Origin of the sequence: Basilea psittacipulmonis DSM 24701 (genome assembly GCF_000743945.1) — a bacterium.
GTDB classification, from domain to species: Bacteria; Pseudomonadota; Gammaproteobacteria; order Burkholderiales; family Burkholderiaceae_B; genus Basilea; species Basilea psittacipulmonis.
This window is the reverse complement of sequence record NZ_CP009238.1, coordinates 525,975-552,524: the sequence shown is the minus strand read 5'-3', so window position 1 is coordinate 552,524 and position 26,550 is coordinate 525,975. Positions and strand designations below refer to the sequence as shown.

Sequence of the window (26,550 nt, the reverse complement as noted above, 5' to 3'; positions counted from 1 at the left end):
GGACAATATTATGTTTTTTCTCACCCTTAAAACCATTCATATTATTTTTGTGACCTCATGGTTTGCCATGCTTTTTTATCTTCCTAGAATTTATGTTAATCTTGCCCAAATTCAGCATACCGCTTCTCAAGAAACCTATGATACATTAGTGGGCATGGCACATCGATTATTACGATTTGGTAATAAACTGGCAACGATCGCTATTGTCTGTGGTATCTGGATGATGGTCCAATACCATATCGGCCAAGGGATGTTGTGGTTACACATTAAATTATTCTTTGTGTTGATTTTATTTGCTTACCATATCTATTGTGCCGTGATTCTTCATCGGTTCAAACGTCGTGAAAACCAAAAATCACATATTTATTACCGCGTATTTAACGAAATACCCGTTATTTTACTAATCATTATCGTCATATTAGTCGTCTTTAAACCTATTTAATCCATTATGACCAAACTTCGCTTACCTACCTCATCACGTCGTACACCCAATACACCTAATAAAGCTGTAGGAGGTAGAGCTCGTGCTGTTGCTCAAAGAAAGCTAAATGAATCCAAACAGCTATCTTCTTCATCTTCAGTGCTTACCCACGAACATAGCGACAAGCCGATAATTTACAAAAAAGAACCTAGCGACTTTAAACGTATTCGTGGTCGTCACCAATACCAAGGTGATTTTAAAGACAGACACCGTGTAACCAAACATCATTCACAGGAAAAATCCGTCTCTTCTCAGGCAAACAAGCCCCAAACCGTTAATGCTCAGAAAAAAAATCATGATTTTAATTTGTTTGCCACTTGTCCAAAAGGCATCGAGGAAATTTTGGCTAATGAACTCGATACATTAGGATTTAAGCAGGTCAGAAAAGGAAAATCTGGTTGTTATTTCTCGGGCGATATGGCTGATATGATGCGTGCAAACTTACATTCACGTTTGGCCACACGTATTCTTCTTGAAGTCGGCCAAGCGACTGTTTATGATGAAACCGAGCTTTACGAGTTTGCTTATCAAACACCATGGGAAAATTGGTTTGGTCCAGAACATACATTACGAATCGATACTTCAGCGATTTCCAGCCCCATGAAAAGTTTGCAGTTTTGCAATCTCAAAGTCAAAGATGCTATTTGTGACCGATTACGTGACAAAGAAGGTAGCCGCCCAAATATTGATACCGTCAGACCTGATGCAAAGGTACAATTATTTCTCCAAGAACATCAAGCTACTTTATACCTAGATACCTCTGGAGAATCGTTATTTAAAAGAGGTTGGCGTCTTGATAAAGGTGAAGCACCTTTGAGAGAAAATCTAGCAGCGGCTTTATTAGTACTTTCTGGTTGGGATAAACAATCTCCATTATTTGACCCATTTTGCGGAAGTGCCACCCTACTGATAGAAGCTGTGTATATGGCTCAAAATGTCCCTCCCGGTTTATTAAGAATGTTTGGATTTTCACGTTATCGACATTTTGATAAAGGTTTATGGGAATATATTTTGGAAGAAGGCAGTGCCCAAATCACCACACCTTTAGACGTACCTTTATTTGGTTCTGATATTAATCCTCATATCATCCAAGCGGCTTTAGAAAATCAGGATCGTGCCAGACTATCTCCACACACCATCCAATTTTCGGTGCAAGACGCACTAAACAGCCCATTGCCAACATCTGAAAAGGGATGGATCGTCACCAACCCTCCTTATGGACAACGTTTAGAAGTCGATGATAGTCAGCTTTGGCGGTCTTGGTCTAGTTTATTGAAAAAACAATATACAGATTGGCACATCCATATTATCAGTAGCGACTTAGATTTACCCAGCAAATTAAGATTACGTCCTAAACGTCGTATCCCCATTCATAACGGTGCGTTAGATTGTCGTTTGTTTAGTTTTGATATGGTAGAAGGTAAGCATGAATAATTACATCCTAGCACCCAAAAAACGTGTACTAGCGTCCATGATTTACGAATACGTTATTTTATTGGCACTTAGCTTAATCGTCGTCCTACTGCTTGAAATCATCAAAAAAACAGGGGAATTACCGCATACGTTAACGTCCAGCGTATTATTTTTGGCCTATGGCATGTACTTTTTTATCTGTTGGCGAAAAGGTGGACAAACCTTAGCCATGAAAACGTGGCATATCAAACTCATTTCATTTAACACGAACCACCCCAATGGTTTACAGCTTATCCTGCGATATGTATTAAGTTGGGTATTGCCTTTGTTGTTTTGTGGCTTGATGTATGCTATCAGTCAAGCATGCGAAGATAAGCGTTTGTACATTTTCTTTGTCCTATCGCCTTTGAGTAATTTTTTGCCTAGTTTTTTCAACAAAAAACGCCTCATGCTTCACGAAATCATCAGCAAAACAGCTTTAGTATCAACAAAATAGATGATATTTAAAACAAATGTTACTATCGCTTAGATTTACTTATTGGCAGTAACCTCTTTAAATGTTAGAATACCCCCTATCTTTACAGGGTAAAAGTGTCATGAGTACGAAAGATTATAGTCAATACCAATCACTTTATAATGAATTTGAGTGGTTGATTCCTCATAATTTAAATATTGCGGAGATGTGTTGTCACCGATGGGCGGCAAATCCACATGAAGCAAGACGTGCTGCTATCTTCTTTGAAGATCAGGTAGGTCAGTTAACTGAATACAGTTATAAAAAACTTGCCGATACGGTGACGAAACTGGCTCGTGGCTTTTTGAGAATGGGCGTGCGTCCTCAAGACCGTATTTTGATTATTACCCAACACAGTGCTGAAGCCGCTGTCTGTGTATTAGCGGCCCTAACAGTAGGTGCTTTGGCGGTTCCACTTCCTGCTAACCTCACTTCAGCACAATACCAAGCCAGATTTATCGATACCCAAGCTAAAGTTGCCGTCATTGATCATACGACTATCAGCAATGTCATGGGGGCGATTGATAATGCGTCAACAGTCAAACAGATTATTGGCATCCATACAGAAGATGAACGTCTTATCCAGTGGCGAACCTTATTGGCTAGACAAGATACTCACCCTCTCTTTACCCAAACCAGTGCCAGTACACCCGCTATTTTGATGTATTCAGACGATCCGAATTCCTTGGAATCAGAAATCTTTACTCATAGCTGTCTCATCGGCACTTTGCCAGGTTTTGTCTGCTCACAAAATTGGTACCCCCAAACAGGTGATATTTTCTGGAGTAACTATGGATTTGATACTCCAAAAGGTATTATCCATGCTTTATTGCCTGTTTTATACTTTGGCAACACCATAGTAGGCTGTCCTTCAGGTCGAACGATGCCTCGTCTATTTAATCTATTGCAGCATTACCAAGTCACGAATATTTTAATCACTGCCAAAGAACTAGATAGAATCAAAGAAAACATTACGTCTGAACAAATTTCAGACTACGACATTAATATTCGTAATATTGCGTGTGAGTCTTCTGATCTTTCACAAGACACCAAAGACTGGATTGAAGCGAATCTTCACACTACTATCAATACCTTTTTCTCTCATCCTAAAGCGTTTTATATTGCAGGCGATGCGAATATCAAATGGCCTCAAGCTGATGTACGTTCGTTGGGGATGCCTTATCCAGGGCATAAACTCGCTATTTTCAACGCAAAAGGTAAGGAAGTGGCAAACGGTGAAGTTGGTGATCTCCATATTTTCTTAAACGACAAACACGATTACCCTGACCCCATCATTTCTAAAATGTATTGGAAAGACAAACAACGTCATCGTCACGATTATGTGGATGCCGAAAGCATTAATCTTGGCATCAAAGCAAAATTTGATGAATATGGCCGACTTTGGAAAATATCGTAAATACCTATTGTATTGTTTATCCTGAGTCTTCATAATGAAGTCATTATCTTTTTATTGGACAATTTAATATGGCTATCTATGAAATTTTAGGCAAACAACCCAAAATCGATGCTTCTGCATATGTTTTTGAAAATGCAACCGTCATTGGTGACGTGACGTTAGAGAAAAACACATCCGTATGGTCGCATGTAAGTATCCGTGGTGACAACGCACCTATTTATGTCGGTGCAGGTTCTAATATTCAGGAATCCAGTGTTTTGCACGTGGATGCGGGGGTTCCTTTGTTCATTGGCGAAAACGTGACTGTTGGCCATCAAGCTATGCTTCACGGCTGTCATATCGGCGATGGTTCCTTAATTGGTATGTCAGCGATTATCTTAAACCATGCGAAAATTGGCAAGAATTGCTTAATCGGTGCGGGTGCCATTATCCCTGAGGGTAAGGAAATACCGGATAATAGCCTTGTCATTGGTATTGCCAAAGTCGTTCGAACTCTTACCCCTCAAGATATTGAAGCGATGCACGCAAATACTCGTCATTATGTCGAACAGGCCCAAACCTACAAACATCATCTTAAACGTTTAGATTAATTATGGCTGATACACTAAGCAAATATTTATTTGAAAACCGTTCTGTTCGTATTGAACATACAGCACTTCAAGCATCTTGGGAAGCATCCCAAAAACACCACCATTACCCTCCTTTTATCATTGAAATTCTGGGAGAGTTGACCGCCGCAGCCGTCTTACTGGCTGGAAACCTTAAATTCTCGGGTTCTCTTTTGATGCAAATCCAAGGAGATGGGCCCTTAGAATTACTCGTGGTTGAGTGTACGCATGATCTCAAGATCCGCACCAGTGTCAAACTAAAAGAAGACGATCAGCCCCTACCTCATTCATTTTCTGAACTGGCGAATGCTCACGGAAAAGGCCGATTTGCCATTATTCTGATGCAAGAAAATACCCAGCTATACCAAGGCATTGTCCCTATCACAGGTGATAATATTGCCCAAATGCTCGAGGGTTATATGAAGCAATCCGAACAGTTAGATACCCGTTTATGGTTAAGTGCAGATTCAGACCGTGCCGCAGGTTTTCTACTTCAAAAATTGCCCACTTCAGAAAACATTTCTGCACAAGAAATTGAAGAGACATGGAATCATGCCTGTGCCATTGCCCAAACCATCCAATCGGCCGAATTACTTATGTTGAATACGGATGAATTCATTCACCGTTTGTATTGGGAAGATAATTTGATTAAATTCGAAGAACAGCCTGTCGTCTTTCATTGCAGTTGTTCTAGAGAACGCGTAGAGGGTATGTTATTGTCTTTGGGCCAAGAAGAAGTCAAAGAAACACTTCAGGAACAAGGTGGCGAAATCAATGTTAACTGCCATTTTTGTGGTGCTAAATACCATTTTACCGAAAACGATTGCATGACTTTATTCCAGAAACGTTCTTAATGTTCTCATTCCTATCTCCTACCCAAAAGGAGATAGGTCAACACGTTTATCTCATCAAACATCACTGGAACATTGAAAAAACCTACTCATTCCACTATTTCATAACACGAAGCAGATACAATCAATATCCTCAAAACACTGGAAAAATCTAGCTTTTAAACGATATCATGATGCGTTTGGCGAGAATTAAAAAAACCTAGGCAAATCGTATTTCTGCTTCAAATCCGATAATATCTTGTCCTTGAAAAACAGGGTGAAAGGCCACATTAAAATGATGTAACTCAGCAATACGCTTCACAATCGACAATCCCAATCCACTACCTTTCTCATTTTGACCTGCAGCACGATAGAATCGTTGACCGAGCTTGTCAAATTCATGAAGTGGCAATCCACCGCCATTATCCCTCACAACTAAGGAATCACGATTCAAAACAAGTTCAACCACACTAGATGGTTTTGAGTATTTAATGGCATTATCGATTAAATTTCTCAACATCAAGGAAAGTAGCATACTTTGACCGTTCACATTGTCGGGACGACCCTGTTCAATATATCGCAACTCAATCTGCGATTTCTGTGCTTGAGCGTACATTTCTCCTATTAAAGAACGAATAAGTTTTTCCCATGCAATATGCTCAATTTCCTCTAATTCTTTGACCGAATCCAGTCGCGATAGCACTAATAATTGGTCGATTAACTGACTGGCTCGATGAATCCCTAACGTCAAATTTTGCAAAGCTTGTTCACGAACACTTGGATTTTGTCCCGACATTTGAGCAACTTGTACTTGCACACTTAATGCGGTCAAAGGGCTTCTTAATTCATGAGCTGCATCAGATGTAAATCGCCTTTCTCTCAATAATTGGCGACTCGTACGTTCAAAAAAATTATTTAAACTATCGACCAAAGGCAACACTTCACTTGGCACATCATTCGTTTTTAATTTGCTTTGATCCTCTGGTTTACGTTCAGACAATGCCCGCCCCACCTTTCGCAAGGATTTTAGCTCTTGATGGATGACCCAAGTAATCAAAATCAACAATAAAGGCAATGCCAGCAACCATACCCACAACTGAGCAAAAACAATTTTTCGTATCAATGACTGACGATAATCAACTTCCTGCCCCACTGCAATCATTAATTTTCCATTAGCAGATGGTAACCAAAAGATACGCCATTTCTCATCGTCATCCTTGATGCGATCAATCGAAAAACCTCTTTTGTTCACAAAATAAAAATCATCGCCATTACGACCATCGCTTAACAATAAATTACCATCCCTTGAAAACACGGCAAATGCCAAGGCATCATCTTCAATATTAATTTTTCTGTATTTTCTTTTCTGTCTTTGTATCAGTCTTTTTCTCGGTTCAGAAGCATTTAACAGTTCATGCAGGTTTGAACTGGCTAATCTTTGTGCAAAAAGAATTTGTTGTGCATCGAATAGCTCATTGACTTCTTCACTGGCACGTAACCATACCAATACACCCGAAATCGTCCAAAATATCAAGGACAATAAACTCAAAGCGATGATTAACCTTAAACGTAAACTTCTAATTTTCATATTCATTCACCCCCACACACCGCTCTAATCCTAACGCTCACATCCATCACGCCTTGCTCAACATCCACTACACACCGCTCTAATCCTAACACTCACATCCATCACGCTTTGCTCAACATCCACCACACACCGCTTCAATCCTAACGCTCACATCCATCACGCTTTACCCAACATCCACTGCACACCGCTCTAATCCTAACGCTCACATCCATCTCGCTTTGCCCAACATCCACTACACACCGCTTCAACCCTAATACTCACATCCATCACGCTTTGCCCAATGTATATCCCACACCATGCACAGTTTTAATGAATGTATTACCTAATTTCTTTCTCAAATGATGGATGTACACTTCCAAAGCGTTGCTACTGACTTCATCATCCCAACTATATAACTTCTCTTCGATGAATTCACGTGTCAACACGCTTTCAGGGTTCAAAAGAAAAAGTGACAATAAATGATATTCTTTGGATGTTAAATTTAAAGGCTCACCTTTTAGCGTAACCGTGCGTGTGGCCATATTCATGACCACGTCTTGATGACTCAATACCGAATCCACATAACCATGGCTTCTTCTTATCAATGCTTGAAGTCTGGCTGTTAACTCCAATAATTCAAATGGTTTGCACAAATAATCATCTGCACCTAATTGCAAGCCTTGAACTCTTTCATCCAACGCATCTCTGGCGGTTAAAATTAATACAGGTGTCTTTATTTTTCGTTGTCGCCATATCTTTAATACCTCCAAACCATCAAGTTTCGGTAGCGTCAAATCCAGTACCACCGCATCATACGCAGCCGCTTCTATAGCATGAACAGCACTTTGACCATCCTCAAAACTATCCACCAAAAAACCAGAGGCTTGTAAACCAACTTTAATACCATTGGCGATTAACTGATCATCCTCGACCAATAAGACACGCATATTATCATCCTTAAATAAACAAAAAGCGACTTAATTCAGCCGCTTTTTTTGTTCTTGGGGTTTATTTTTCTTTCACCACACGTTTGACTTCTACTTCAAATTTCTTATCCGATTTATCTACCTTAGCGAATAATTTTACCTTATCCTCTGGGGTTACTTGTGTACCTTTCCAAGCTTTTCTTTCAATTTCCACTTGAAGTTCACCACTGTCATCACGGAAAATATAGTCTTCTTTATTCACTTGTTTAACGATATGACCGACTAACACGATTCTTTGGTCGTCTTGCCATTGAGACGATTCAGATACCTTGTTAATTGGGGCTTTAGGATCTACAAAACCACCTTGATGTTTTTGATGATGTTTGGCACTTTTATGTGTTTTTGTGGTGGGTACATCACCAAACGTTTCTTGTGCGTGTGCATTCACAGCGGCTGTCGCTAATACTAAAGCGGTTAAAATTGAAAGTTTTTTCATATTAATAACTCCATCATATTTTCAAAAAGGAACAAAGCATCGCTTTGTAATGAGTATTAGAACAAATAAATATTAAAAAATTCTTAATGAGCAAAAAAAAGTTTCAGACTATTTTTCTCCCCATCCATCTTACGCTTTACACCCCCACGAATCCTACATTTCACACACACTCATCGTCCAGAACCACGTAACGATTAACCTATCACAATCACGAATCTGACATTTCCCTCACACATTCGCCATCTTGAACTACGCAACGATTACCCTCATCGCCCCCACAAATCCTACATTTCACACACACTCACCATCCAGAAGCTCGTAACAATTAACCTCCCATCACTCCCATGAACCCTACATTTCCCTCACATTCAACGTCTCGAACCACTCAACGATTACCCTATCACAATCACGAATCTGACGTTTCCCACACACTCACCGTCCTGAAGCTCGTAACAATTAACCTCTCATCACTCCCAAGAATCCTACATTTCCCACACATTCACGCACTGAACCACGCAACAATTACCCTATCACCTTCCACTTTTCTCACACACCAAACTTCTAGTTTCGTATAGACTTGCTAATCGACACACACTTGTACTTTTGAAGCTTATCACGGTTAGAAATAAACCATAAAAAAAGCGAACTATTGAAAATCAACAGTTCGCTCATTTCTATTCTTTGCACTTTTCAGGCAACTTTCCAATCCATGCTTATCAAGCCTTCCTCGATATCTTCTTCCTTTTCAAAAGAAACAATATCATAAGCTGTCTCATCAGCCATCAACGCACGACACAGCATATTATTCAAGGCATGTCCTGACTTATAAGCCTGATAACTGGCCAGCAACGGTTTTCCTAACAAGTACAAATCACCGATTGCATCTAAAATTTTGTGTTTAACGAATTCATCCTCGTAACGCAAGCCATCCGCGTTCAAAATACGATATTCGTCTAATACAATCGCATTTTCTAAACTACCGCCACGTGCAAGCCCCATACTACGCATCATTTCGACTTCTTGGGCAAAGCCAAAGGTACGAGCTCTAGCGATGTCTTTAGAATAAGATTGTTTTGAGAAATCTACCGTCGCATAATTTGCCGTCGCACTAATGGCGGGATGACGAAAATCAATTCCAAAAGATAAACTAAAGCCATTATGCGGTTCAAGACTCGCCCACTTATCTCCATCTTCTACTTTGATGTGTTTTTTCACTCTGATAAAGCGTTTAGGAGCTTGTTGTTCCTCAATGCCAGCAGACTTTAGTAAGAAAACAAAAGTGCCTGCACTACCGTCCATAATAGGCACTTCTTCAGCATCTAAATCGATGTGAAGATTATCAATACCCAAGCCAGCAATCGCAGACATCAAATGTTCTACTGTTGACACTTTATACTGACCGTTCTGTAAAACAGATGCCATCCGTGTATCGCCTACTTTATCGGCTAAGGCTGGGAAATCTAGTACTTGCGGGGTATCGATACGATGAAACACAATGCCTGTATTTTCTGCTGCAGGACGAAAGGTAATCTGTACACGATGACCTTTGTGCAAACTAATACCCGTGCTACTAATACTTGTTTTAATTGTTCTTTGTTTTAACACTATATTTTCCTATGAAAAAACCTTTCAATACAACAGACGATTATTATAACAAACTATCTGACCAATCAGATAAAAAAGAGACATAAAATTTTATGCCTCTTTTCAAATGATATTAATCGGCATTTCTTCGTAAGAATGCTGGCACAGACAGGTCGGCCGTTGAAGCACTTCCTGACTCTCTCATCTCACCACGACCAAACGAAATGACTCTCGGTGTTTCAGCCGTATGGAAGACAATCGCATCATCCGTACCCGTACGTAAGGTTTGTTCTTCTTCCACTAATTTCAACGTCGCTTTATCTTGTTCAAGACCAGTTGCCACCACAGTTAAACGAATCGTGTCTTTTAGCGATTCATTAATAGAATTACCAATGAACACTTTCGCAGAACTACCCTTAGTGAACTGATAAACACTCTTGTTGATAAATGAGTACTCTGAAGCTTTCAAATCGTTACTAGACTCAACATACACCAAAATACCTGATGCACCTTCGATGCTATTACCTTCAACCAAAGGACATGAAATCGCCTTGTCTAAAACTTCTTTGGCACGATTTGGACCAGAAGCTTCAGCCACGCCAAAAATAGCCTGACCTGATTCATGTAAAACAGAGTAAACGTCTTCAAAGTCTGTATTAATCACACCTGGCTCAGTAATGATTCTAACAATACCTGTGCAAGCGTTATATAACACATCATCTGCCGCCGCCAAGCAAGCAGTGAGACTTGCATCGTCGCCCATCACTTCTAAAAACTTCTCGTTTAGGACAACAATGACGGCATCCACGTGCTTACGTAACTCTTGGATACCTTTTTCGGCGATCGCAACACGATTACCCTCATATTCAAAAGGTTTCGTTACAATCGCTACCGTTAAAATACCTTGTTCTTTTGCAAGCTGTGCAATGTAAGGAGCCGCACCCGTACCTGTACCGCCGCCCATACCTGCTGCGATAAATACCATATCCGCATCTTTTAGAACTTCTTTAATGTCTTCTGCTTTATTTTCAACTGCAGAACGACCCGTTTCTGGATTACCACCAGCACCACGTCCTTTCAGACCGATACCAATGGTTTTATTCGCTTTCGTTCTACTTAATGCTTGTTGGTCAGTATTAATGCAAATAAACTCAACACCTGTTAAACCCTTGTCAATCATGTGTCTAACAGCGTTACCACCTGCACCACCTACACCAATAACCTTAATATTCACGATCTGATCATCTTCTTCCACCAATTCAAAATCAGTGATAGCTGATGAATCAAAATCATCGATTAACGTAATATCAGGAATAGATGAATGAAGCTGTTTAGAATTATCTTCTAAATCGTAAGTTTCTAATACAAAATTATCAGGACATTGCTCACTATCTTCTAGACGCAACTCCACCTTGTCTTCGTAATTAAGCATTCTGGACTCCTACCCAAAACAGTAAATGATCGTTTTGGAAAGTGTCACAAATACCACACCAGCGTACATCTCGTGTGTTATTTGTGCGCTCTCCGCGATGTGTTTCCCAGAAAAACGCATAGACTCGTGCTTGTCTATTTGCAAATAGTGAGCAAAAATGTGCGGTTTTTACTCACCTAGTATATATTATCGCTTATTTTTAACTTAAAAGCCAGCTTTTTACTCGACCACACCAATATTTTACGGAAGATTGTTTTCTTGTTTTACGTAATACTTTCGATCCATCCGTACGTGCCTCTTGAAGCATCCCGATAACCGTAGAATATCTTGGATCATTCACTAGGTCCGCCAAGTTATTCTGATAAAGCGGCACACCGACTCGAACCTGCTTAGATAGCACATCTTCTGCCAACTCAACAATACCTGGCATCAATGCCGTGCCACCTGTAATCACATAACTAGAGACACTATCCAAAATTTCTTTGCCAATTTCTTTTTGGACCAATCCAAACAGCTCATCCAAACGTGCCTCAATGATTTTCGATAGCATTTTACGTTTTTCGTAATTAACACTACCGCCAATGGCATTTAATTCAAATAAATCATCTTCTTCGATATGTGTAGGAACGGCTGCACCATATTTTAGTTTAATATTTTCAGCTTCTTGTTTTGTGGTCCCCAATACCGCGGCGATGTCATTGGTAATCACGTCTCCAGCGATATTTAATACCCCCGTATGCACAATATAACCATTTTTATAAACCGCAATATCTGTCGTCCCAGCCCCAATATCCAACATCACCACACCTAGATCTTTTTCGTCTTTGGTAAGGACCGCTGTACTTGATGCTAAAGACTGTAAATAGTAGTGATTCAGCTTCACGCCGCAACGCAATACACATTTACGAACGTTCATAATGGTGCTAAAAGATCCCACTACAATGTGCATTCTGGCTTCCAAACGCATGCCCGACATACCCACTGGATGTAGAATACCCTCTCGACCATCTACGATATATTGTTGGATAAGTGAGTGAACAATTTCATCATCTGCCCCAACACTAATTGCTTTGGCCGTGTCATTAACACGTTCTACATCATTTTCACCCACTTCTTTGTTCTTAATGACCACCACACCACTGGAATCAAAACTCTGAATGTGTGTACCACCAATGGATACATAGACATCATGAATTTTACAAGCCGCCATCAGCTGTGCTTCATCGATAGCCTTTTGGATCAAAGTGATTGTCTCTTCAATGTTATAGACAACCCCTGCACGGATACTGCCCGTATTATGAGCCATTCCTTTTCCTAGAATGGTAAACTGGTCATCAGGTCCACTCTGGGCCACCATCACCACGACTTTATTCGTGCCGATATCCAATGCAACAATTAAATCTTTCTCATCGTAACTCATATCTACTCTTTAAATTTTGGGGCTAATTTAACAGCAAATCCTTTACTATATCTCAGATCAATTATAGCAATGGAATGCTCTTTATTGAACGCTTGAATTTCTTTCCAAGCATTTACAAATCGGCTAATTCTTTCATTAAACACCTTATCTGTATCATTGTCTTCTAAACTTTCAGCAACCTCATCACGACTTAACAATAAGGTAATGCCGTTATCAAGACGAATATTCCACGCATATCGATCATTTAATGTAATGCTCTCGACACTTAAATGAATCTTTGACAGCATTTTTGCTAAATATTGGTATCTTTTTACGACTAATTTGGCCGAGTTTTCGGGGCCTTGGAAGTGCAAAAGATTCATATCGGCACTTTCTTGGAAATTACTGGGCGTAAAGACATCTCCCCACGTATCGATCATTTGTGTCGAATTCCAATAAGCAAACGGCTCATGTTCCTCGACATAAAGCACCAAACCATTTGGCCATAAACGTCGTACCTGAACGCTTCTGACCCAAGGTACTTGTTTGACTTGTTGTGCCACACTATCCAAATTAACCGTAAAAAAATTACCTGATATTTTGGCAATTAACGCATTATTCAAAAGGTTGGGTGAAACATTTTTTAAGTGACCACCTTGTCGTTCTTGAACATAAATACGTTCTAAATCAAAATAAGGCAGATGAACAACCCAATACGTTAACGATAATACAGCAAGTACCAGTGCGACAAACGTTAAGAGGTTTGCCAACATATTAATCACTCGAACTTGCTTATTGATACTCATGATGATTAACGATTCACTTTACATGAAGCCATTTCTAACAATAACACACATAAATCAGCATATTCAATGCCTGCTGATTTTGCACTCATGGGGACTAACGAATGAGCCGTCATCCCAGGAGCTGTATTAATTTCCAAAAGATAGGCACGATCGTTATCTAACAGTAAATCAACTCTTGCCCATCCCTCACATCCTAAAGCATTATAAGCTTTCACACATAGGTCTTGGATGGATTGGGTTAAATGCTCATCTAAATGGGCAGGACACACATACTGAGTTTCATCAGAAAAATACTTGTTCTGATAATCATAATTCCCGTCAGGTGCTTTAATTTCAACAATAGGCAATGCCTTAGCGTCTTTTCCTTTCCCAATCACTGCAACGGTTAATTCACGCCCAGATATGAACGCCTCCGCTAACAAGGTATCATCGTATTTTGAGACAGCTTCGTAAGCAGTAGCCACTTGATCCACCGAAGTGATTTTTACCAGACCAATGGTTGATCCCTCGTGAGGAGCCTTTAACATCAAGGGTAAACCTAATGTCTCAATAGCATGATATAGCTCGGATAACGAATTGACCTCCATGTATTTTGCCGTGGGTAACCCTGACTCTAACCAGATTTTTTTCGTCATGATTTTGTCCATGGCGATCGCTGAAGCCATCACGCCACATCCCGTATAAGGAATACGTAACAGTTCCAAAAGCCCCTGTATAACACCATCTTCACCATATCTTCCGTGAAGCATGATAAAAGCTTTATCAAACTGTGCCAAACGTTCTAAGGGTTCTTTACTCGGATCAAACAGCGTCACATCAACGCCTTTTGAGTGTAATGCATCATACACCCCTTTACCCGACATCAAGGAAACTTCACGTTCTGCAGACCAACCGCCATAAAGAACGACTACTTTATCACCCATTCATTAACTCCGAAAACTGATTGGCAATTCTGGAAATAGACCCTGCACCACTCATCAATACAATATCGCCATCTTCAACATGTTCAGCAATAAGATGAGGTAATTTTTGAACATCACTTTCATAAAGCACGGTCACCCCTTCTTTTTCAAGGGCGTGTTTTAACGCTTCGCTATTGGCACCTGGTATCATACTCTCGCCAGCCGCGTAAACATCACATAATGCAACGACATCAGCACGTCCTAATACACGCACAAAATCATCAAAACAATCTCTTGTTCGCGTATATCGATGTGGTTGGAATCCCATTATCAGACGATGTCCTGGCCATGCACCGCGAGCCGCATCAATCGTTGCAGAAAGCTCGGTAGGATGATGACCATAATCATCGACCACTGTAAATGATTTATGTTTGTAAACCTTTTGGCCTAATACATTAAATCGTCTGCCTACACCATTAAAAGTTTCCAACGCTTTTAAAATCGCTTCATCAGGAATTTTTAATTCATCTGCCACCACGATGGCGGCCATCGCATTTAATACATTGTGTTTACCAGGAAGATTGAGTTTGACGCGTAAAGGCGGTTTAGCAGGTTTACTCGAAATCTCTTTTCGGACCACATCAAAACTCATTGTCGTGCCTTCTGCTCTGACGTTCACGGCTTGAAAATCTGCATGAGCATCAAATCCGTAGGTAATCACAGGACTAGAAATCAAAGGCAATATATCTCTTACATGTTTGTCTTCATAACACGCAATGACACTACCATAGAAAGGCAATCGGCGAGTAAAGGAAATAAATGCATCTAATAAATGCGCTAAATTATGTCCATAGGTATCCATATGATCCACGTCAATATTAGTAATGACGGACATCACAGGCAATAAGTTTAAAAAGGAGGCATCTGATTCATCTGCTTCCACCACAATAAACTCACCTTTACCTAAACGTGCATTGGCCCCTGCTGAATTCAGTTTGCCACCTATCACAAAAGTAGGATCCAGATCAGCTGCCGCCAAAATACTCGCAATCAAGCTGGTGGTAGTGGTTTTTCCATGAGTTCCTGAAACAGCGATTCCTTGTTTAAATCGCATTAATTCTGCTAACATCGTGGCTCTTTGAACCACTGGCAACCCCATTTTTCTTGCCATCAACACTTCTGGGTTATTACTCACAATGGCAGAAGAAATCACCACTGTATCGGCTCCCACAACTTGTTGTTCATGGTGACCGATAAACACTTTGGCACCTAATTGTTCCAAACGTTTAGTAACTACTGTCTCTTGAACATCCGATCCTGTTATTTGGTAACCAAGGTTTAACAATACCTCAGCGATACCGCTCATTCCAGCTCCACCTATACCAATAAAGTGGATACGTCCTATTTTATGTTTCACACATTAACCCTTTATAACTGATTGGCAAATAGCTGCTATCTCTTCTGTTGAACGTGGACGAGACATTGATCTCGCATTTTTTGCCATCATACACAACTGATCTCTATCTTGACATTTTAGCCAATTTGATAAAAACTCGGGGGTAAAATCTTTTTGCACTATCACTTGAGCTGCTTGAGCATCTACTAGGTACTGAGCATTTTTAGTTTGGTGATCATCGATAGCATTAGGCAAAGGCACCAATAATGAAGCCACTCCCACGCATGATATTTCAGCCAAACTCATCGCTCCTGCTCGACAAATCACTACATCAGCCTTTAACAAAGCGGTTTTCATATCATCAATAAAAGCAAGACATTCTGCAGTGACACCTGCTTGTTCGTAATGTTGTTTTAGCTGTTCAATATGCTGTTTACCTGCTTGATGAATGACAATGGGACGTTCTGCTTCTGGTATGTCTTTCAACGCTAATGGAACAGTTTCATTAAGTGCTGATGCCCCTAAACTGCCTCCCACCACTAAAACGTTTAATTTACCTGTACGCTGTTGATAACGTTGTTCTGGACTATCCACATCCATTAATTCTTCACGCACAGGATTACCCACATAAACCGCTTCAGGCAAGGGTAATGGAAAGCCACACAATACTTTTTTAGCTCGTTTTGCCAATATACGATTAGCCGTTCCCATCACGGCATTTTGTTCATGAATTAATAAAGGAATACCTTGCCAGCCTGCCATCATACCGACAGGAAATGAAATATAGCCTCCCATCCCCAATACAACATCAGGCTTAATCGTTTTTAATATTTTTCTGGCACGAATAAAAGCAGCGATCAAAACAAAAGGTAGCTTTAAAAGTGTCGCGATTCCTTTTCCTCGCACACCATTAAAGTAAAACGGCGTTATCTCAAATCCATGTGCAGGTACTAAACTGCCTTCCATCCGTTCAGGATTACCTAACCACGATACTTCCCAACCTTTTGAACGCAATGCCTTTGCTATCGCTAATCCCGGCATGATATGACCACCCGTGCCACCTGCCATGATGAGAATTTTTGCCATATATTTACCCTATAATTTCCTTGCTCGCGTCAAACCACGATTAATACAATCCACTTTTATCACCAAACCCATCGCCATTAATAACATCACCATCGATGAGCCACCATAGCTAATAAAAGGCATGGTCAATCCTTTAGTCGGAAGCAATCCTGATACCACGCCTAGATTAACGATAAACTGCACAAAAATCCAAGCAATAATGCCATGAACAACTAGACCATTAAAAATTAAATCATTATCAAAAGCACGACGTGCGATTCTAAACATGCGATGAAGTAATAAAATAAATAACAACATGACAAAGAAAACGCCCACCACACCTAACTCTTCGGCCACCACCGCCATAATAAAGTCCGTATGAGCTTCTGGCAAATAATGCAATTTACCTACGCTTGATCCCAACCCTTCACCAAACCAGCCTCCTCGACCAATCGCGATAAGTGATTGCAATAACTGATACGAAGTAGATGAAGCATATTCTGGATTAAAGGGATCACGATACGCAAGAATCCTCGCCCAACGCCAAGGATAGGCATAGATCATGACGACCACAAAAATCGAGCCAGCTATCATTAAAAGGATAATATAAATTTTATTGATATTCGCCACGACCAAGATAATGAAAACAATCGATATAATCACAATCGTCGTACCTAAATCTGGTTCTCTAATGATAAGTCCAGCAGCCGCTCCCACATACAAAACGATAATGCCCACACCTTTTCGTAAATGATTAAGTGTGCCATCATTCATTTTTAAATAAGTGAGATGACTGACAAAAATAATCATTGCAAATTTCATAAATTCCGATGGTTGCAATTTAAACGAAAAGAATCGAATCCATCGCGAAGCACCGTTTACTTGTTGCCCGATATGTGGAATAAAAACCAGCACCAATCCTATCGCCGCCACGATATAAAGCAATTTCGCATATTTTTGCCATTTTTCCATTGGAACTAGCATGACCAGTCCCATCATGAATAATCCTGCAAAAATAAAAAGTATATGTCGATTAAAAAAGTAATTCACCGCGTAACTGGCGAATTTTCGACCATCTTGTAAGGCAATAGATGATGAATAAACCATCACCGTACCGAAAATCAAAATGATCGCTAAAATCGTTAACAAGGCTAAATCAAACGGACGATGTTGAACACTACGATTAATCTCTTTTAAAGAATCGTTAGATAAGGTTTCTGATGAGCCCTGAACACGCGTCTTTGAGTTAAAGATGCCCATTACGCAACCTCACCCATATCCAAAGCCAATTCTCGAACCTCTTCCACAAAACATTGTCCGCGATGATGATATCCTTTAAACATATCAAAACTCGCACACGCAGGTGATAATAAAACCTGATCTCCCGCTTTTGCTTGTTGCATAGCTGTTTGGACCGCTTCTTTTAAAGAATGAACTCTTAATATCGGTACGTGAATCGTAGATAAATCTTGTTCAATCACCGCTGCATCCACACCCATGGTAATCACACAACGTGCATATCGATTAATCGGTTCAATAAGTGGCGTAAAATCTTGGCCTTTGCCCACCCCACCTAAAATCAATACAGTCGGTTTCATTAAACCATTTAATGCAGCTACCGTTGATCCAACATTCGTTCCTTTGCTGTCATCGATAAAATCAACCTCTCGTATCGTTCTCACAAACTCAGTGCGATGAGGCTGACCTCGATACTGACTTAACGCTCTAATTAGACCATCCCAACCACAACCAATCGCACGACATAACAACAAAGCCGCCATTGCATTAGAAATATTATGACGACCTTTTACATGCAAAGCATCGATAGGCATTAAATCCACTACCCTACCTTCAGGTCGCTCTTGTGGAATAAGTTGTGTTTGTTTTTTGCGTTTTGGCGTGGTTTCAGGCAAAGCAAAATCTGTTTCCTCGACCGTTGCTAACCAATCCATATCACCTTGATGGATCAGCCCCATATCACCGATATATTTTGCTTGACTAATACCAAATGTTAATTCGCGTTGAATCGGTTTTTTCAAATAGTGACGAATACGATCATCATCACGATTGATGACTACTACCTCACTCATATCAAGCAATTTCGCCTTTTCTGAGTAATATTCATCCATGTCTTTATGCCAGTCCAAGTGATCTTGAGTCACGTTCAATACCGTCGCTGCGTCTAAACGAAGCGATTCTGTAAAAAACATTTGAAAACTGGATAATTCCAAAACCCATGCCTGAGGTAGATTTGATGCCCTATCCACACATACTTGCAAGATAGGAGGAGAAATATTGCCTGCTGCGACGGCATCGATACCGCAAGCATTTAACATATCGCGTACCATACAAGTAACGGTTGTTTTACCGTTTGTACCTGTAATACCAATGATATAAGGATGATAGTTTTCTTGAGTTTTTATAAAACGATCAAACAGACTCACTTCACTCAAAATCTCGACATTTTTTTCGCGAGCCAGTTCTATCCACGCTTTAATATTTGCTTGGTGTGGACTTAATCCTGGGCTAATAAAAATCGCTTCAAAGCCATCTAACTCATGTTCTTTAGGCAACTCTTGATGAAGCTGTAACGTCATCGTCGGATGGTTTTCTTGCAAGGCTTGCCACGTTTCAAGCATCGGTGGCACTTCTCGCGTATCGATTGCCTTAACCAACATACCTTGAGATAAGGCCCATTTTGCTGTCGCTAAACCCGAATCTCCTAATCCAAAAATAACCAAGGATTGAGGCAATTTATATGTATTCATCATCTATCTCAATTTTAACGTTGCTAATCCAATTAACACTAGCATGATAGTAATAATCCAAAAACGCACCACTACCTGAGTTTCTTTCCAACCCGATTTTTCAAAATGATGATGTAATGGTGCCATCTTAAACAATCGTCGCCCCTCACCATATTTTTTCTTTGTATAACGGAACCATGATACTTGGAGCATAACTGAAACCGTTTCTGCCACAAATATGCCACCCATAATAAACAAGACAATTTCTTGACGAACAATAACCGCAATCGTGCCTAACATTCCACCTAATGCTAAGGCCCCCACATCGCCCATAAACACTTGTGCGGGATGCGTGTTAAACCAAAGAAATGCTAAACCTGCTCCTGCTAAGGCAGCACATAATACCAATACCTCGGCCGCCCCTGGCACATATGGAAACAATAAATATTTTGAATAATCGATTCGACCCACTACATAAGCAAATATGCCCAATGCACTGCCCACCATTACCGTTGGCATAATTGCTAAACCATCCAAACCATCTGTCAAGTTCACGGCATTGCTACTGCCCACAATAACCGCCCAAGTTAGGCATACAAATCCAATGATTCCCAAAGGAATGCTTAAATGTTTAAAAAACGGTACCATTAATTCCGTACGGTCAGCATTTTCCAAAGATGGGAACCCTTGGAAAATCCAGTCAAAGAAGCCCATCGCTGAATAATTATTCGTGCCTAAAGCATAAGCCAAATAAATAGCTGCAATAAAACCAATCAGACTTTGCCAAAAAAACTTTTCACGAGAACGCATGCCCTCAGGGTTGCGATACACCACTTTACGATAGTCATCCACCCATCCAATCGCACCATATCCTAACGTAACAAGTAAAATAATCCACACAAAACGATTACTCAAATCCGCCCATAACAAGGTACTGATACCGATACTAATGAGAATTAAAACGCCCCCCATTGTTGGCGTACCATCTTTTACCAAATGCGTCTCTAAACCGTATTGTCTAACCGCTTGTCCAATTTTCAAAGCCTTTAATTTTTCAATCACCATGGGACCAAAAAATAAGCCGATCAATAAAGCTGTGGCACATGCTAACACCGCTCTTAACGTAATGTAATCAAACACTGAAAAAAACGAATATGTTTTGGATAACCAAACAAAAAAGGCATATAGCATAATTTATTCTTCCTCTAAAAGTTCAATCACTGCTTCCATCTTGGCAGAACGCGAACCTTTAACTAATACTGTTTTTGGTTTTAATGAAACAATCGTGTCCACTAATGTTTTTAAATCATCAAAATGTTGCCCTGTCTCAACTTCTTGACTGGCATATCGTGTGTAATGACCTTTACTCAAGAGATAATCAATACCCTTTTGCTTCGCGTACTGTCCCACTTCTTGATGACAGTCAATGACATTCTCACCCACCTCAGCCATATCACCTAGCACCAATACTTGAGGATGTGGCAATAAGGACAATACATCAATAGCAGCTTTTACCGAATCAGGATTGGCATTATAAGTATCATCAATCACTGTCATACCGCGAATTTCTTTTGCCAGCAATCGTCCCTTAACAGGTAAAAACGCCGTCAATCCTTGTGCAATCAATCGAGGTTCAATACCCGCAGCATCCGCACACGTGGCACTGGCTAAGGCATTATGAATATTATGTTGACCCGCGATATTCAACGTAATGGGAAATGATTGACCTTTTACATTCAACACACATCGATTTTCAGTAAGTTGAATATCTGAAACAAAATAATCCGTACCCTCGCCGAATACATGAATTTGACTATCTTTTGCTAACTCACACCACAACGATGTATAAACATCATGAGCAGGGAATACCGCTATTTTAGGGTAAGTCAGATATTGAAAGACGCAAGCGTTTTCGCGAGCGACCGCATCCACAGTTTTCATAAATTCTTGATGTTCTCTTTGGGCATTATTGAGCAAAGCGATAGTAGGTTGCACTATCTTAGCCAAATAAGAAATTTCGCCTGGATGATTCATCCCTACTTCCACCACGGCTGCACGATGATACGCACGCATACTAAGCAAGGTCAACGGCACACCAATATGATTATTTAAATTTCCTTTTGTCGCTAAATAATCATCACCATAAGCTTGATGAAGTATGCTGGCAATCATTTCCTTGCAAGTTGTTTTACCATTTGAACCCGTTACGGCAATCACAGGAACTTGAAATTGTTTTCGCCAAGCAGTGGCCATACTGGCTAAAGCATCATAGGTATCTTCTACATAAATAAATTTTTTATCTTTAACAGATGGGGTTAAATGATTCACCACACATACGGATGATGCTGTATTAGCCAAAAAATCATGTGCATCAAAACGCTCACCTTTTAAAGCAATAAAAATCTCATCCGTTTTAGCGTGTCTAGAATCCGTACTAAACCCTTGGGTATGACGCATATACAAACCAAGTGCCGACCACAAACGATCATCAAAAAACTTTTTCACTCCTTGGCTATCTTGATAGGTTTCATGCCCCTTTCCAGCGATCAAGATCACATCATTTTTTTCAGCAGTCAAGATAGCTTGTAATATCGCCACCTCACGTTTTATTTCAACCTGCACATCGGATAAATCAGATTGAATCTCTTGAATAATTTTATCTGGTTCTTCTGTACGAGGATTATCACTGGTGATAAAAACAAGATCCGCCAAATCACTGGCAATCTTGCCCATAATAGGACGTTTAGACGTATCTCTATCTCCACCACAACCAAACACCACCCTCAATTTACCTTGACACAAAGGGCGTAGCGAATTTAATGCTCGTTCTAACGCATCTGGTGTATGAGCATAATCTACAAAAACCAAAGGATCGTCATCATTACCTATGCTGACCAACTGCAAACGACCATCAATCGGCTGTAAATCATTTAAGCATGCCACAATTTTTTCTATCGGCAAAAATGAAGTTAATATTCCCAACACGAGCAATTGATTGGCAACATTATGCAACCCTAAACATTGATTTTGAATCGCATAAAATCTACCCTCATAGTAAAGGCGATAGGATCCCTGCTTAACATCGATATCTAAGGCTTGAATGGTCGCTTTTTGTTGTTTAATACTATACGACATCGCAGCAGGATATTCGGCAATCAGCTCCTGTCCTAAGTGATCATCAGCATTGATGACCATCCGTTTTAAGGTAGGTCTAGAAAAAAGTAATGCTTTGGATTGGGCGTAATGTTCCAGTGTTTGGTGATAATCCAAATGATCCAAAGTCAAATTCGTAAAACCTGCATAATCAATCGTAACAGAATTCAAACGACCTTGATCCAGTCCAATAGACGAGGCTTCTAATGCCACGACTTGTATGGAATGTTGCACACATAAATATAATAAATAATGAATACTTAATACATCAGGTGTGGTTAAAGATGCTTCTAAATTCTGACCATCTGGCAGGATAGCCCCCAATGTACCTAAACTAGCACATGGCATACCTGCACGATTTAATATTTGGGCAATCCAGTTAACCGTGCTTGTTTTTCCGTTAGTTCCTGTAATCGCAATAACTTTCAATTGATCAGATGGTTTGCCATACCAATGATGAGCGATCTCGCCTAAATGTTTTTTCAGATCAAGCACCATCATCACGGGAAAACCAATGGGAACGGCCATCGTAGGATCATCTACAATCGCACCTATCGCACCTTTTTCAATCGCTTGGCTCAAATATTTAGCGCCGTTATCTTTTTCTCCTTTTACGGCAACAAATACATCACCTGCCTGTACTTTTCGTGAATCCATTTGAAGTCTGCAAAAAGGCTGAGCATACGCTTTCAACCATTTCAACACTTCTGTTACCACAGTTTTATCCATATTTACATAAGTCATTATTGTCTCCTAAGCGATTATTGAGTCGCTGTTGAGGTTTTATCTTCTGGCGGCTCTGGTGGTACGGACAAATAACGTAATGTACCATCGATAATTTTTGCAGCAACAGGCCCTGATACGACACTTCCATAATAATTTTTCTTCAATGGTCTATCTATCGTCACCGCTACAACTATTTTAGGATGTTGAACGGGTGCAATGGCCACAAAAGAAGCTCGATAATCTGTTTTGGAATACTCTTTATTGACAATTTTTCTAGCCGTACCACTTTTACCAGCAATACGATAATTTGGCGAATATTGCTGAACATTATTTCCACCCTCATGACTGACTGCCGCCGCCATCATATCAATAATCTGACGTGAAACCTCGGAAGAAAAAACTTTCACGGTGCTAGGATGGTCGTCTTTCGGACCCAAACCAACCGTAATCATATCGCCACCTCTTGCCAATGCTGTGTAAGCTTGTGCAATTTGCAACAGCGAAACGGACAAACCATAACCATAGGACATCGTGGCTTTTTCAATCAATCGCCATTTTTGCCACGGTCTTAAAATCCCTGATGCCGCACCTGGAAAAGCAATAGAGGGTGTTGTTCCCAAGCCCAATGCGTTAAACACAGACCACATTTGTTCAGCCGTCAATCGTTCCGAAATCATCGTCATGCCGATATTACTTGAACGTCGTATGATACCTGCGACATCTAATACACCATTATGGCGACTTACGTCTGTAATAACAGAACCTTGGTAAACATAACGTCCATTTCCCGTATCAAACAATGTACGCGTCGTTATCGCTTTACTATCTAAAGCCAAAGCCGCCACTAATGGTTTGATAATGGAACCCGGTTCAAAAACATCTGTAATCACTCGATTTCTGAGTTTAGAACCCCTGCGTTCTTGGAGATTATTAGGGTTGTAATCAGGCAAACTCACCATCGCCAAAATATGCCCTGTTTTTACATCTATCACGATCGCACCGCCTGAGGCCGCATCATATTCTTTAATCGCATCTCTTAAAATATTTGCTACCAAATATTGAATACGACTATCTACCGTTAATTTAATATCTTGACCATTTTTTTCTGGTTCAAAGTTCTGCGGATCATCGATAATCTGTCCCATTCGGTTACGCAAAACTGTTTTTATACCTGGCGTACCTTGCAAATCTTTTTCATAACGCAACTCAATACCTTCAGCTCCAACGCCCTCCATATTGGTAAATCCAACCATATGTGCAAATAAATTCGCTTGAGGATAATAACGCTTAGATTCATTGATAAACTGAATACCAGGTATTTTTAACGCTTTGATTTCGTCTTTCTTTTCTAAGATAACCTGTCGTTTAATAGGAATAAAATTTCTTTTCACTAATAATTTAGTTTGTAATTCTGAATACTTCATATCCAGAATCTTTGCCAACGCTCTTAATTTCTCTTCAGGTGCACCAATGGTTAACGAGCGATCAGACCACACCGATACCACAGGAATACTACTGGCCAGAATATCACCATTAGCATCGATAATTTTTCCTCTGGTGGCAGGTATTTCAATGGTGTTAAGAAAACGAATATTCCCTTGACTGACATACAGATCACGTTGCCATATTTGAATATACACAAAATACATCATGACCAAAACGAACGCACCTAACATAATCAGGTGACATTCTTGAGAACGATACTTTACTTTATCGATCTTTTCTTTAATGGCACGTAACTTCTCTCCAGTGTTGATCTTTTCTGTTGTTTTTTTGGATTTGAATAGTTTTTTAAACATATCGAACCCTTACTGAATCAAAGTATCAGGCAGATAGAGCACCTCAGAAGCACTCGGTTCATACATTTTTAATTTTTCCTGCACTTCTTTAATTAAATTAGCACCAGTCATCATTCTTGAGCGATCTAATTGTAAATATTTCCACTCACTTTCAAGACGTTCTTGTTGAACCTGAATAACGCTAATATCGGTATTTAACTTTCGTAACTGATAACGAATCGAAACCAATTCACAAGCAGCATAAACAAAATAAACAGGCAACAAAAATAAGGCACACGTTTTAATCGCATTAATCATCGTGTCACTCCCGTTCTTTGAGCAACGCGTAATATAGCCGATCTTGAGCGTGGGTTTTCTTCTACTTCTTTCTCACTTGGCTTTCTTTTGCCTAAATCTAACAAAGTGGCTTGAGGCATTTCAGATTCTCTTAATGGTAAACGTGAATAAGCAGCACCTGGTTTAGATGCTGCCGAAATAAACTGTTTCACCATTCTGTCTTCAAGCGAGTGAAAGCTAATAATAGCCATTCTCGCCTGAGTATCTAATAAGGTTAGTATTGACGTGAGGCTGCGTGAAAGCTCTTGCAACTCTTCGTTAAGGAAAATCCGTATAGCTTGAAAGGTGCGTGTGGCAGGGTGCTGGCCTTTCTCACGCGTCCTAACACAGCTTGAGATGAGTTCAGCAAGTTCGAGCGTAGTGCGTATGGGTTGTTCTTGCCTGCGACGATCAATCGTCTTTGCAATCTGGAAAGCATACCGTTCTTCGCCATAATTTTTTATTACCTCTTTAATTTCTTCTACACTAGCTTCATGTAGCCACTGAGCAGCCGTCATACCGCGACTGCTATCCATTCTCATATCCAAAGGACCGTCTTTCATAAAAGAAAAACCACGACTGGCATCGTCAATTTGGGGAGAAGAAATACCCAAATCAAGCATCACGCCTTGAATATTCGTTATTCCCATCGCAGACAAATGTTCCTGCATACTGGAAAACGCATCGTGAATCACGGTCACTCTTTTATCTTCAAGCGCTAATTCATTGGCCGATTGAATCGCTTCTGGATCTTTATCAAAAACAATCAAACGAGCATCGGCTGCTAAATGCCTTAGCAAAGCCCTACTATGCCCTCCTCGACCAAAGGTTCCATCTACAAAAGTTCCCGTTTTGTTAGCGACGGGTAGCACGTTGCACATCGCACTATCCTTCGCATGATACTCTGGATAAACTAGAGCATTCACAGTTTCATTTAATAAGACTGTTTTATGCACAAAGCCTGTCATATATGC

At 40.2% G+C, this 26,550-nt stretch carries 23 protein-coding genes; 6 read left to right on the top strand and 17 right to left on the bottom strand.

The features are described from left to right. Nucleotides 1–10 precede the first annotated feature (10 nt). The 6 genes from IX83_RS08950 (at nucleotide 11) to hslO (ending at nucleotide 5,287) form a co-directional block, all read left to right on the top strand. Nucleotides 11–442, top strand: coding sequence for a CopD family protein (locus IX83_RS08950; RefSeq protein ID WP_038498786.1), 432 nt, complete (start codon nucleotides 11–13; stop codon nucleotides 440–442). Between the two features lie 6 nt (nucleotides 443–448). Next, entirely contained in the window at nucleotides 449–1,915 is a 1,467-nt protein-coding gene (locus IX83_RS02375) for a THUMP domain-containing class I SAM-dependent RNA methyltransferase (RefSeq protein WP_051919102.1), read from the top strand. After that, nucleotides 1,908–2,390, top strand: a complete 483-nt coding sequence (locus tag IX83_RS02370) for an RDD family protein (RefSeq protein WP_051919100.1) — start codon at nucleotides 1,908–1,910, stop codon at nucleotides 2,388–2,390. The genes IX83_RS02375 and IX83_RS02370 overlap by 8 nt, the downstream gene beginning before the upstream one ends. Nucleotides 2,391–2,490: 100 nt before the next feature. Continuing rightward, complete coding sequence (locus tag IX83_RS02365) at nucleotides 2,491–3,825, top strand: AMP-binding protein (protein WP_038498783.1); 1,335 nt, start codon at nucleotides 2,491–2,493, stop codon at nucleotides 3,823–3,825. 68 nt (nucleotides 3,826–3,893) lie between these two features. Next, nucleotides 3,894–4,415 carry a gamma carbonic anhydrase family protein gene (locus tag IX83_RS02360; protein WP_038498780.1) on the top strand — a complete coding sequence of 174 codons (522 nt, stop codon included), beginning with the start codon at nucleotides 3,894–3,896 and terminating at the stop codon, nucleotides 4,413–4,415. Between the two features lie 2 nt (nucleotides 4,416–4,417). Then, entirely contained in the window at nucleotides 4,418–5,287 is an 870-nt protein-coding gene (hslO, locus tag IX83_RS02355; protein ID WP_038498777.1) for an Hsp33 family molecular chaperone HslO, read from the top strand. A 196-nt stretch (nucleotides 5,288–5,483) separates the two neighbouring features. On the opposite strand, the gene qseC is transcribed toward hslO, so the two are convergent. The 17 genes from qseC to rsmH all read right to left on the bottom strand — a co-directional run bounded on the left by qseC (nucleotide 5,484) and on the right by rsmH (nucleotide 26,544). Then, nucleotides 5,484–6,851, bottom strand: coding sequence for a quorum sensing histidine kinase QseC (gene qseC, locus IX83_RS02350; RefSeq protein WP_051919098.1), 1,368 nt, complete (start codon nucleotides 6,849–6,851; stop codon nucleotides 5,484–5,486). A 266-nt stretch (nucleotides 6,852–7,117) separates the two neighbouring features. Next, nucleotides 7,118–7,777, bottom strand: a complete 660-nt coding sequence (locus tag IX83_RS02345) for a response regulator (RefSeq protein WP_038498771.1) — start codon at nucleotides 7,775–7,777, stop codon at nucleotides 7,118–7,120. A 61-nt stretch (nucleotides 7,778–7,838) separates the two neighbouring features. Next, nucleotides 7,839–8,252, bottom strand: coding sequence for a YgiW/YdeI family stress tolerance OB fold protein (locus IX83_RS02340; protein WP_038498768.1), 414 nt, complete (start codon nucleotides 8,250–8,252; stop codon nucleotides 7,839–7,841). A gap of 690 nt (nucleotides 8,253–8,942) precedes the next feature. Continuing rightward, on the bottom strand, nucleotides 8,943–9,857 hold the full coding sequence (gene lpxC, locus IX83_RS02335; protein WP_038498765.1) for a UDP-3-O-acyl-N-acetylglucosamine deacetylase: 915 nt from the start codon (nucleotides 9,855–9,857) through the stop codon (nucleotides 8,943–8,945). Between the two features lie 112 nt (nucleotides 9,858–9,969). Further along, complete coding sequence (gene ftsZ / locus IX83_RS02330) at nucleotides 9,970–11,268, bottom strand: cell division protein FtsZ (protein WP_051919096.1); 1,299 nt, start codon at nucleotides 11,266–11,268, stop codon at nucleotides 9,970–9,972. Nucleotides 11,269–11,467: 199 nt separating this feature from the next. Beyond that, nucleotides 11,468–12,688, bottom strand: coding sequence for a cell division protein FtsA (gene ftsA / locus IX83_RS02325; protein WP_038498762.1), 1,221 nt, complete (start codon nucleotides 12,686–12,688; stop codon nucleotides 11,468–11,470). 2 nt (nucleotides 12,689–12,690) lie between these two features. Further along, nucleotides 12,691–13,473 carry a cell division protein FtsQ/DivIB gene (locus IX83_RS02320; RefSeq protein WP_038498758.1) on the bottom strand — a complete coding sequence of 261 codons (783 nt, stop codon included), beginning with the start codon at nucleotides 13,471–13,473 and terminating at the stop codon, nucleotides 12,691–12,693. A gap of 5 nt (nucleotides 13,474–13,478) precedes the next feature. Beyond that, on the bottom strand, nucleotides 13,479–14,396 hold the full coding sequence (locus IX83_RS02315) for a D-alanine--D-alanine ligase (RefSeq protein WP_038498755.1): 918 nt from the start codon (nucleotides 14,394–14,396) through the stop codon (nucleotides 13,479–13,481). Then, a complete protein-coding gene (gene murC / locus IX83_RS02310) occupies nucleotides 14,389–15,792 on the bottom strand; it encodes a UDP-N-acetylmuramate--L-alanine ligase (RefSeq protein WP_038498753.1) in 1,404 nt (467 codons plus the stop codon). Before murC ends, IX83_RS02315 begins: the two co-directional genes overlap by 8 nt. Nucleotides 15,793–15,795: 3 nt before the next feature. Next, nucleotides 15,796–16,857, bottom strand: coding sequence for an undecaprenyldiphospho-muramoylpentapeptide beta-N-acetylglucosaminyltransferase (gene murG, locus IX83_RS02305; RefSeq protein ID WP_038498750.1), 1,062 nt, complete (start codon nucleotides 16,855–16,857; stop codon nucleotides 15,796–15,798). Nucleotides 16,858–16,866: 9 nt separating this feature from the next. Beyond that, the gene (gene ftsW, locus IX83_RS02300) at nucleotides 16,867–18,096 is read right to left on the bottom strand and encodes a putative lipid II flippase FtsW (RefSeq protein ID WP_077315946.1); all 1,230 of its coding nucleotides are present in this window, start codon (nucleotides 18,094–18,096) and stop codon (nucleotides 16,867–16,869) included. Next, nucleotides 18,096–19,607, bottom strand: coding sequence for a UDP-N-acetylmuramoyl-L-alanine--D-glutamate ligase (murD, locus tag IX83_RS02295; protein WP_051919090.1), 1,512 nt, complete (start codon nucleotides 19,605–19,607; stop codon nucleotides 18,096–18,098). The genes ftsW and murD overlap by 1 nt, the downstream gene beginning before the upstream one ends. Beyond that, nucleotides 19,608–20,774, bottom strand: a complete 1,167-nt coding sequence (gene mraY, locus IX83_RS02290) for a phospho-N-acetylmuramoyl-pentapeptide-transferase (protein ID WP_038498748.1) — start codon at nucleotides 20,772–20,774, stop codon at nucleotides 19,608–19,610. 3 nt (nucleotides 20,775–20,777) lie between these two features. Then, nucleotides 20,778–23,480: a UDP-N-acetylmuramoyl-L-alanyl-D-glutamate--2,6-diaminopimelate ligase gene (locus tag IX83_RS02285; RefSeq protein WP_038498745.1), complete on the bottom strand. Its 2,703-nt coding sequence runs from the start codon at nucleotides 23,478–23,480 to the stop codon at nucleotides 20,778–20,780. Nucleotides 23,481–23,497: 17 nt separating this feature from the next. Then, nucleotides 23,498–25,261 (bottom strand): peptidoglycan D,D-transpeptidase FtsI family protein, encoded by a 1,764-nt coding sequence (locus tag IX83_RS02280; protein WP_143244846.1) that lies wholly within the window; start codon nucleotides 25,259–25,261, stop codon nucleotides 23,498–23,500. A 9-nt stretch (nucleotides 25,262–25,270) separates the two neighbouring features. After that, entirely contained in the window at nucleotides 25,271–25,558 is a 288-nt protein-coding gene (gene ftsL, locus IX83_RS02275) for a cell division protein FtsL (RefSeq protein WP_038498742.1), read from the bottom strand. Further along, nucleotides 25,555–26,544, bottom strand: coding sequence for a 16S rRNA (cytosine(1402)-N(4))-methyltransferase RsmH (gene rsmH, locus IX83_RS02270; protein ID WP_038498739.1), 990 nt, complete (start codon nucleotides 26,542–26,544; stop codon nucleotides 25,555–25,557). The genes ftsL and rsmH overlap by 4 nt, the downstream gene beginning before the upstream one ends. Nucleotides 26,545–26,550 lie beyond the last annotated feature (6 nt).

Bases quoted from the DNA above. Each gene is read 5' to 3' on its own strand.
- IX83_RS08950 (WP_038498786.1), top strand. From the start codon at position 11: ATGTTTTTTCTCACCCTTAAAACCATTCATATTATTTTTGTGACCTCA.
- IX83_RS02375 (WP_051919102.1), top strand. From the start codon at position 449: ATGACCAAACTTCGCTTACCTACCTCATCACGTCGTACACCCAATACA.
- IX83_RS02370 (WP_051919100.1), top strand. From the start codon at position 1,908: ATGAATAATTACATCCTAGCACCCAAAAAACGTGTACTAGCGTCCATG.
- IX83_RS02365 (WP_038498783.1), top strand. From the start codon at position 2,491: ATGAGTACGAAAGATTATAGTCAATACCAATCACTTTATAATGAATTT.
- IX83_RS02360 (WP_038498780.1), top strand. From the start codon at position 3,894: ATGGCTATCTATGAAATTTTAGGCAAACAACCCAAAATCGATGCTTCT.
- hslO (WP_038498777.1), top strand. From the start codon at position 4,418: ATGGCTGATACACTAAGCAAATATTTATTTGAAAACCGTTCTGTTCGT.
- qseC (WP_051919098.1), bottom strand. From the start codon at position 6,851: ATGAAAATTAGAAGTTTACGTTTAAGGTTAATCATCGCTTTGAGTTTA.
- IX83_RS02345 (WP_038498771.1), bottom strand. From the start codon at position 7,777: ATGCGTGTCTTATTGGTCGAGGATGATCAGTTAATCGCCAATGGTATT.
- IX83_RS02340 (WP_038498768.1), bottom strand. From the start codon at position 8,252: ATGAAAAAACTTTCAATTTTAACCGCTTTAGTATTAGCGACAGCCGCT.
- ftsZ (WP_051919096.1), bottom strand. From the start codon at position 11,268: ATGCTTAATTACGAAGACAAGGTGGAGTTGCGTCTAGAAGATAGTGAG.
- ftsA (WP_038498762.1), bottom strand. From the start codon at position 12,688: ATGAGTTACGATGAGAAAGATTTAATTGTTGCATTGGATATCGGCACG.
- IX83_RS02320 (WP_038498758.1), bottom strand. From the start codon at position 13,473: ATGAGTATCAATAAGCAAGTTCGAGTGATTAATATGTTGGCAAACCTC.
- IX83_RS02315 (WP_038498755.1), bottom strand. From the start codon at position 14,396: ATGGGTGATAAAGTAGTCGTTCTTTATGGCGGTTGGTCTGCAGAACGT.
- murG (WP_038498750.1), bottom strand. From the start codon at position 16,857: ATGGCAAAAATTCTCATCATGGCAGGTGGCACGGGTGGTCATATCATG.
- ftsW (WP_077315946.1), bottom strand. From the start codon at position 18,096: ATGGGCATCTTTAACTCAAAGACGCGTGTTCAGGGCTCATCAGAAACC.
- murD (WP_051919090.1), bottom strand. From the start codon at position 19,607: ATGATGAATACATATAAATTGCCTCAATCCTTGGTTATTTTTGGATTA.
- mraY (WP_038498748.1), bottom strand. From the start codon at position 20,774: ATGCTATATGCCTTTTTTGTTTGGTTATCCAAAACATATTCGTTTTTT.
- IX83_RS02285 (WP_038498745.1), bottom strand. From the start codon at position 23,480: ATGACTTATGTAAATATGGATAAAACTGTGGTAACAGAAGTGTTGAAA.
- IX83_RS02280 (WP_143244846.1), bottom strand. From the start codon at position 25,261: ATGTTTAAAAAACTATTCAAATCCAAAAAAACAACAGAAAAGATCAAC.
- ftsL (WP_038498742.1), bottom strand. From the start codon at position 25,558: ATGATTAATGCGATTAAAACGTGTGCCTTATTTTTGTTGCCTGTTTAT.
- rsmH (WP_038498739.1), bottom strand. From the start codon at position 26,544: ATGACAGGCTTTGTGCATAAAACAGTCTTATTAAATGAAACTGTGAAT.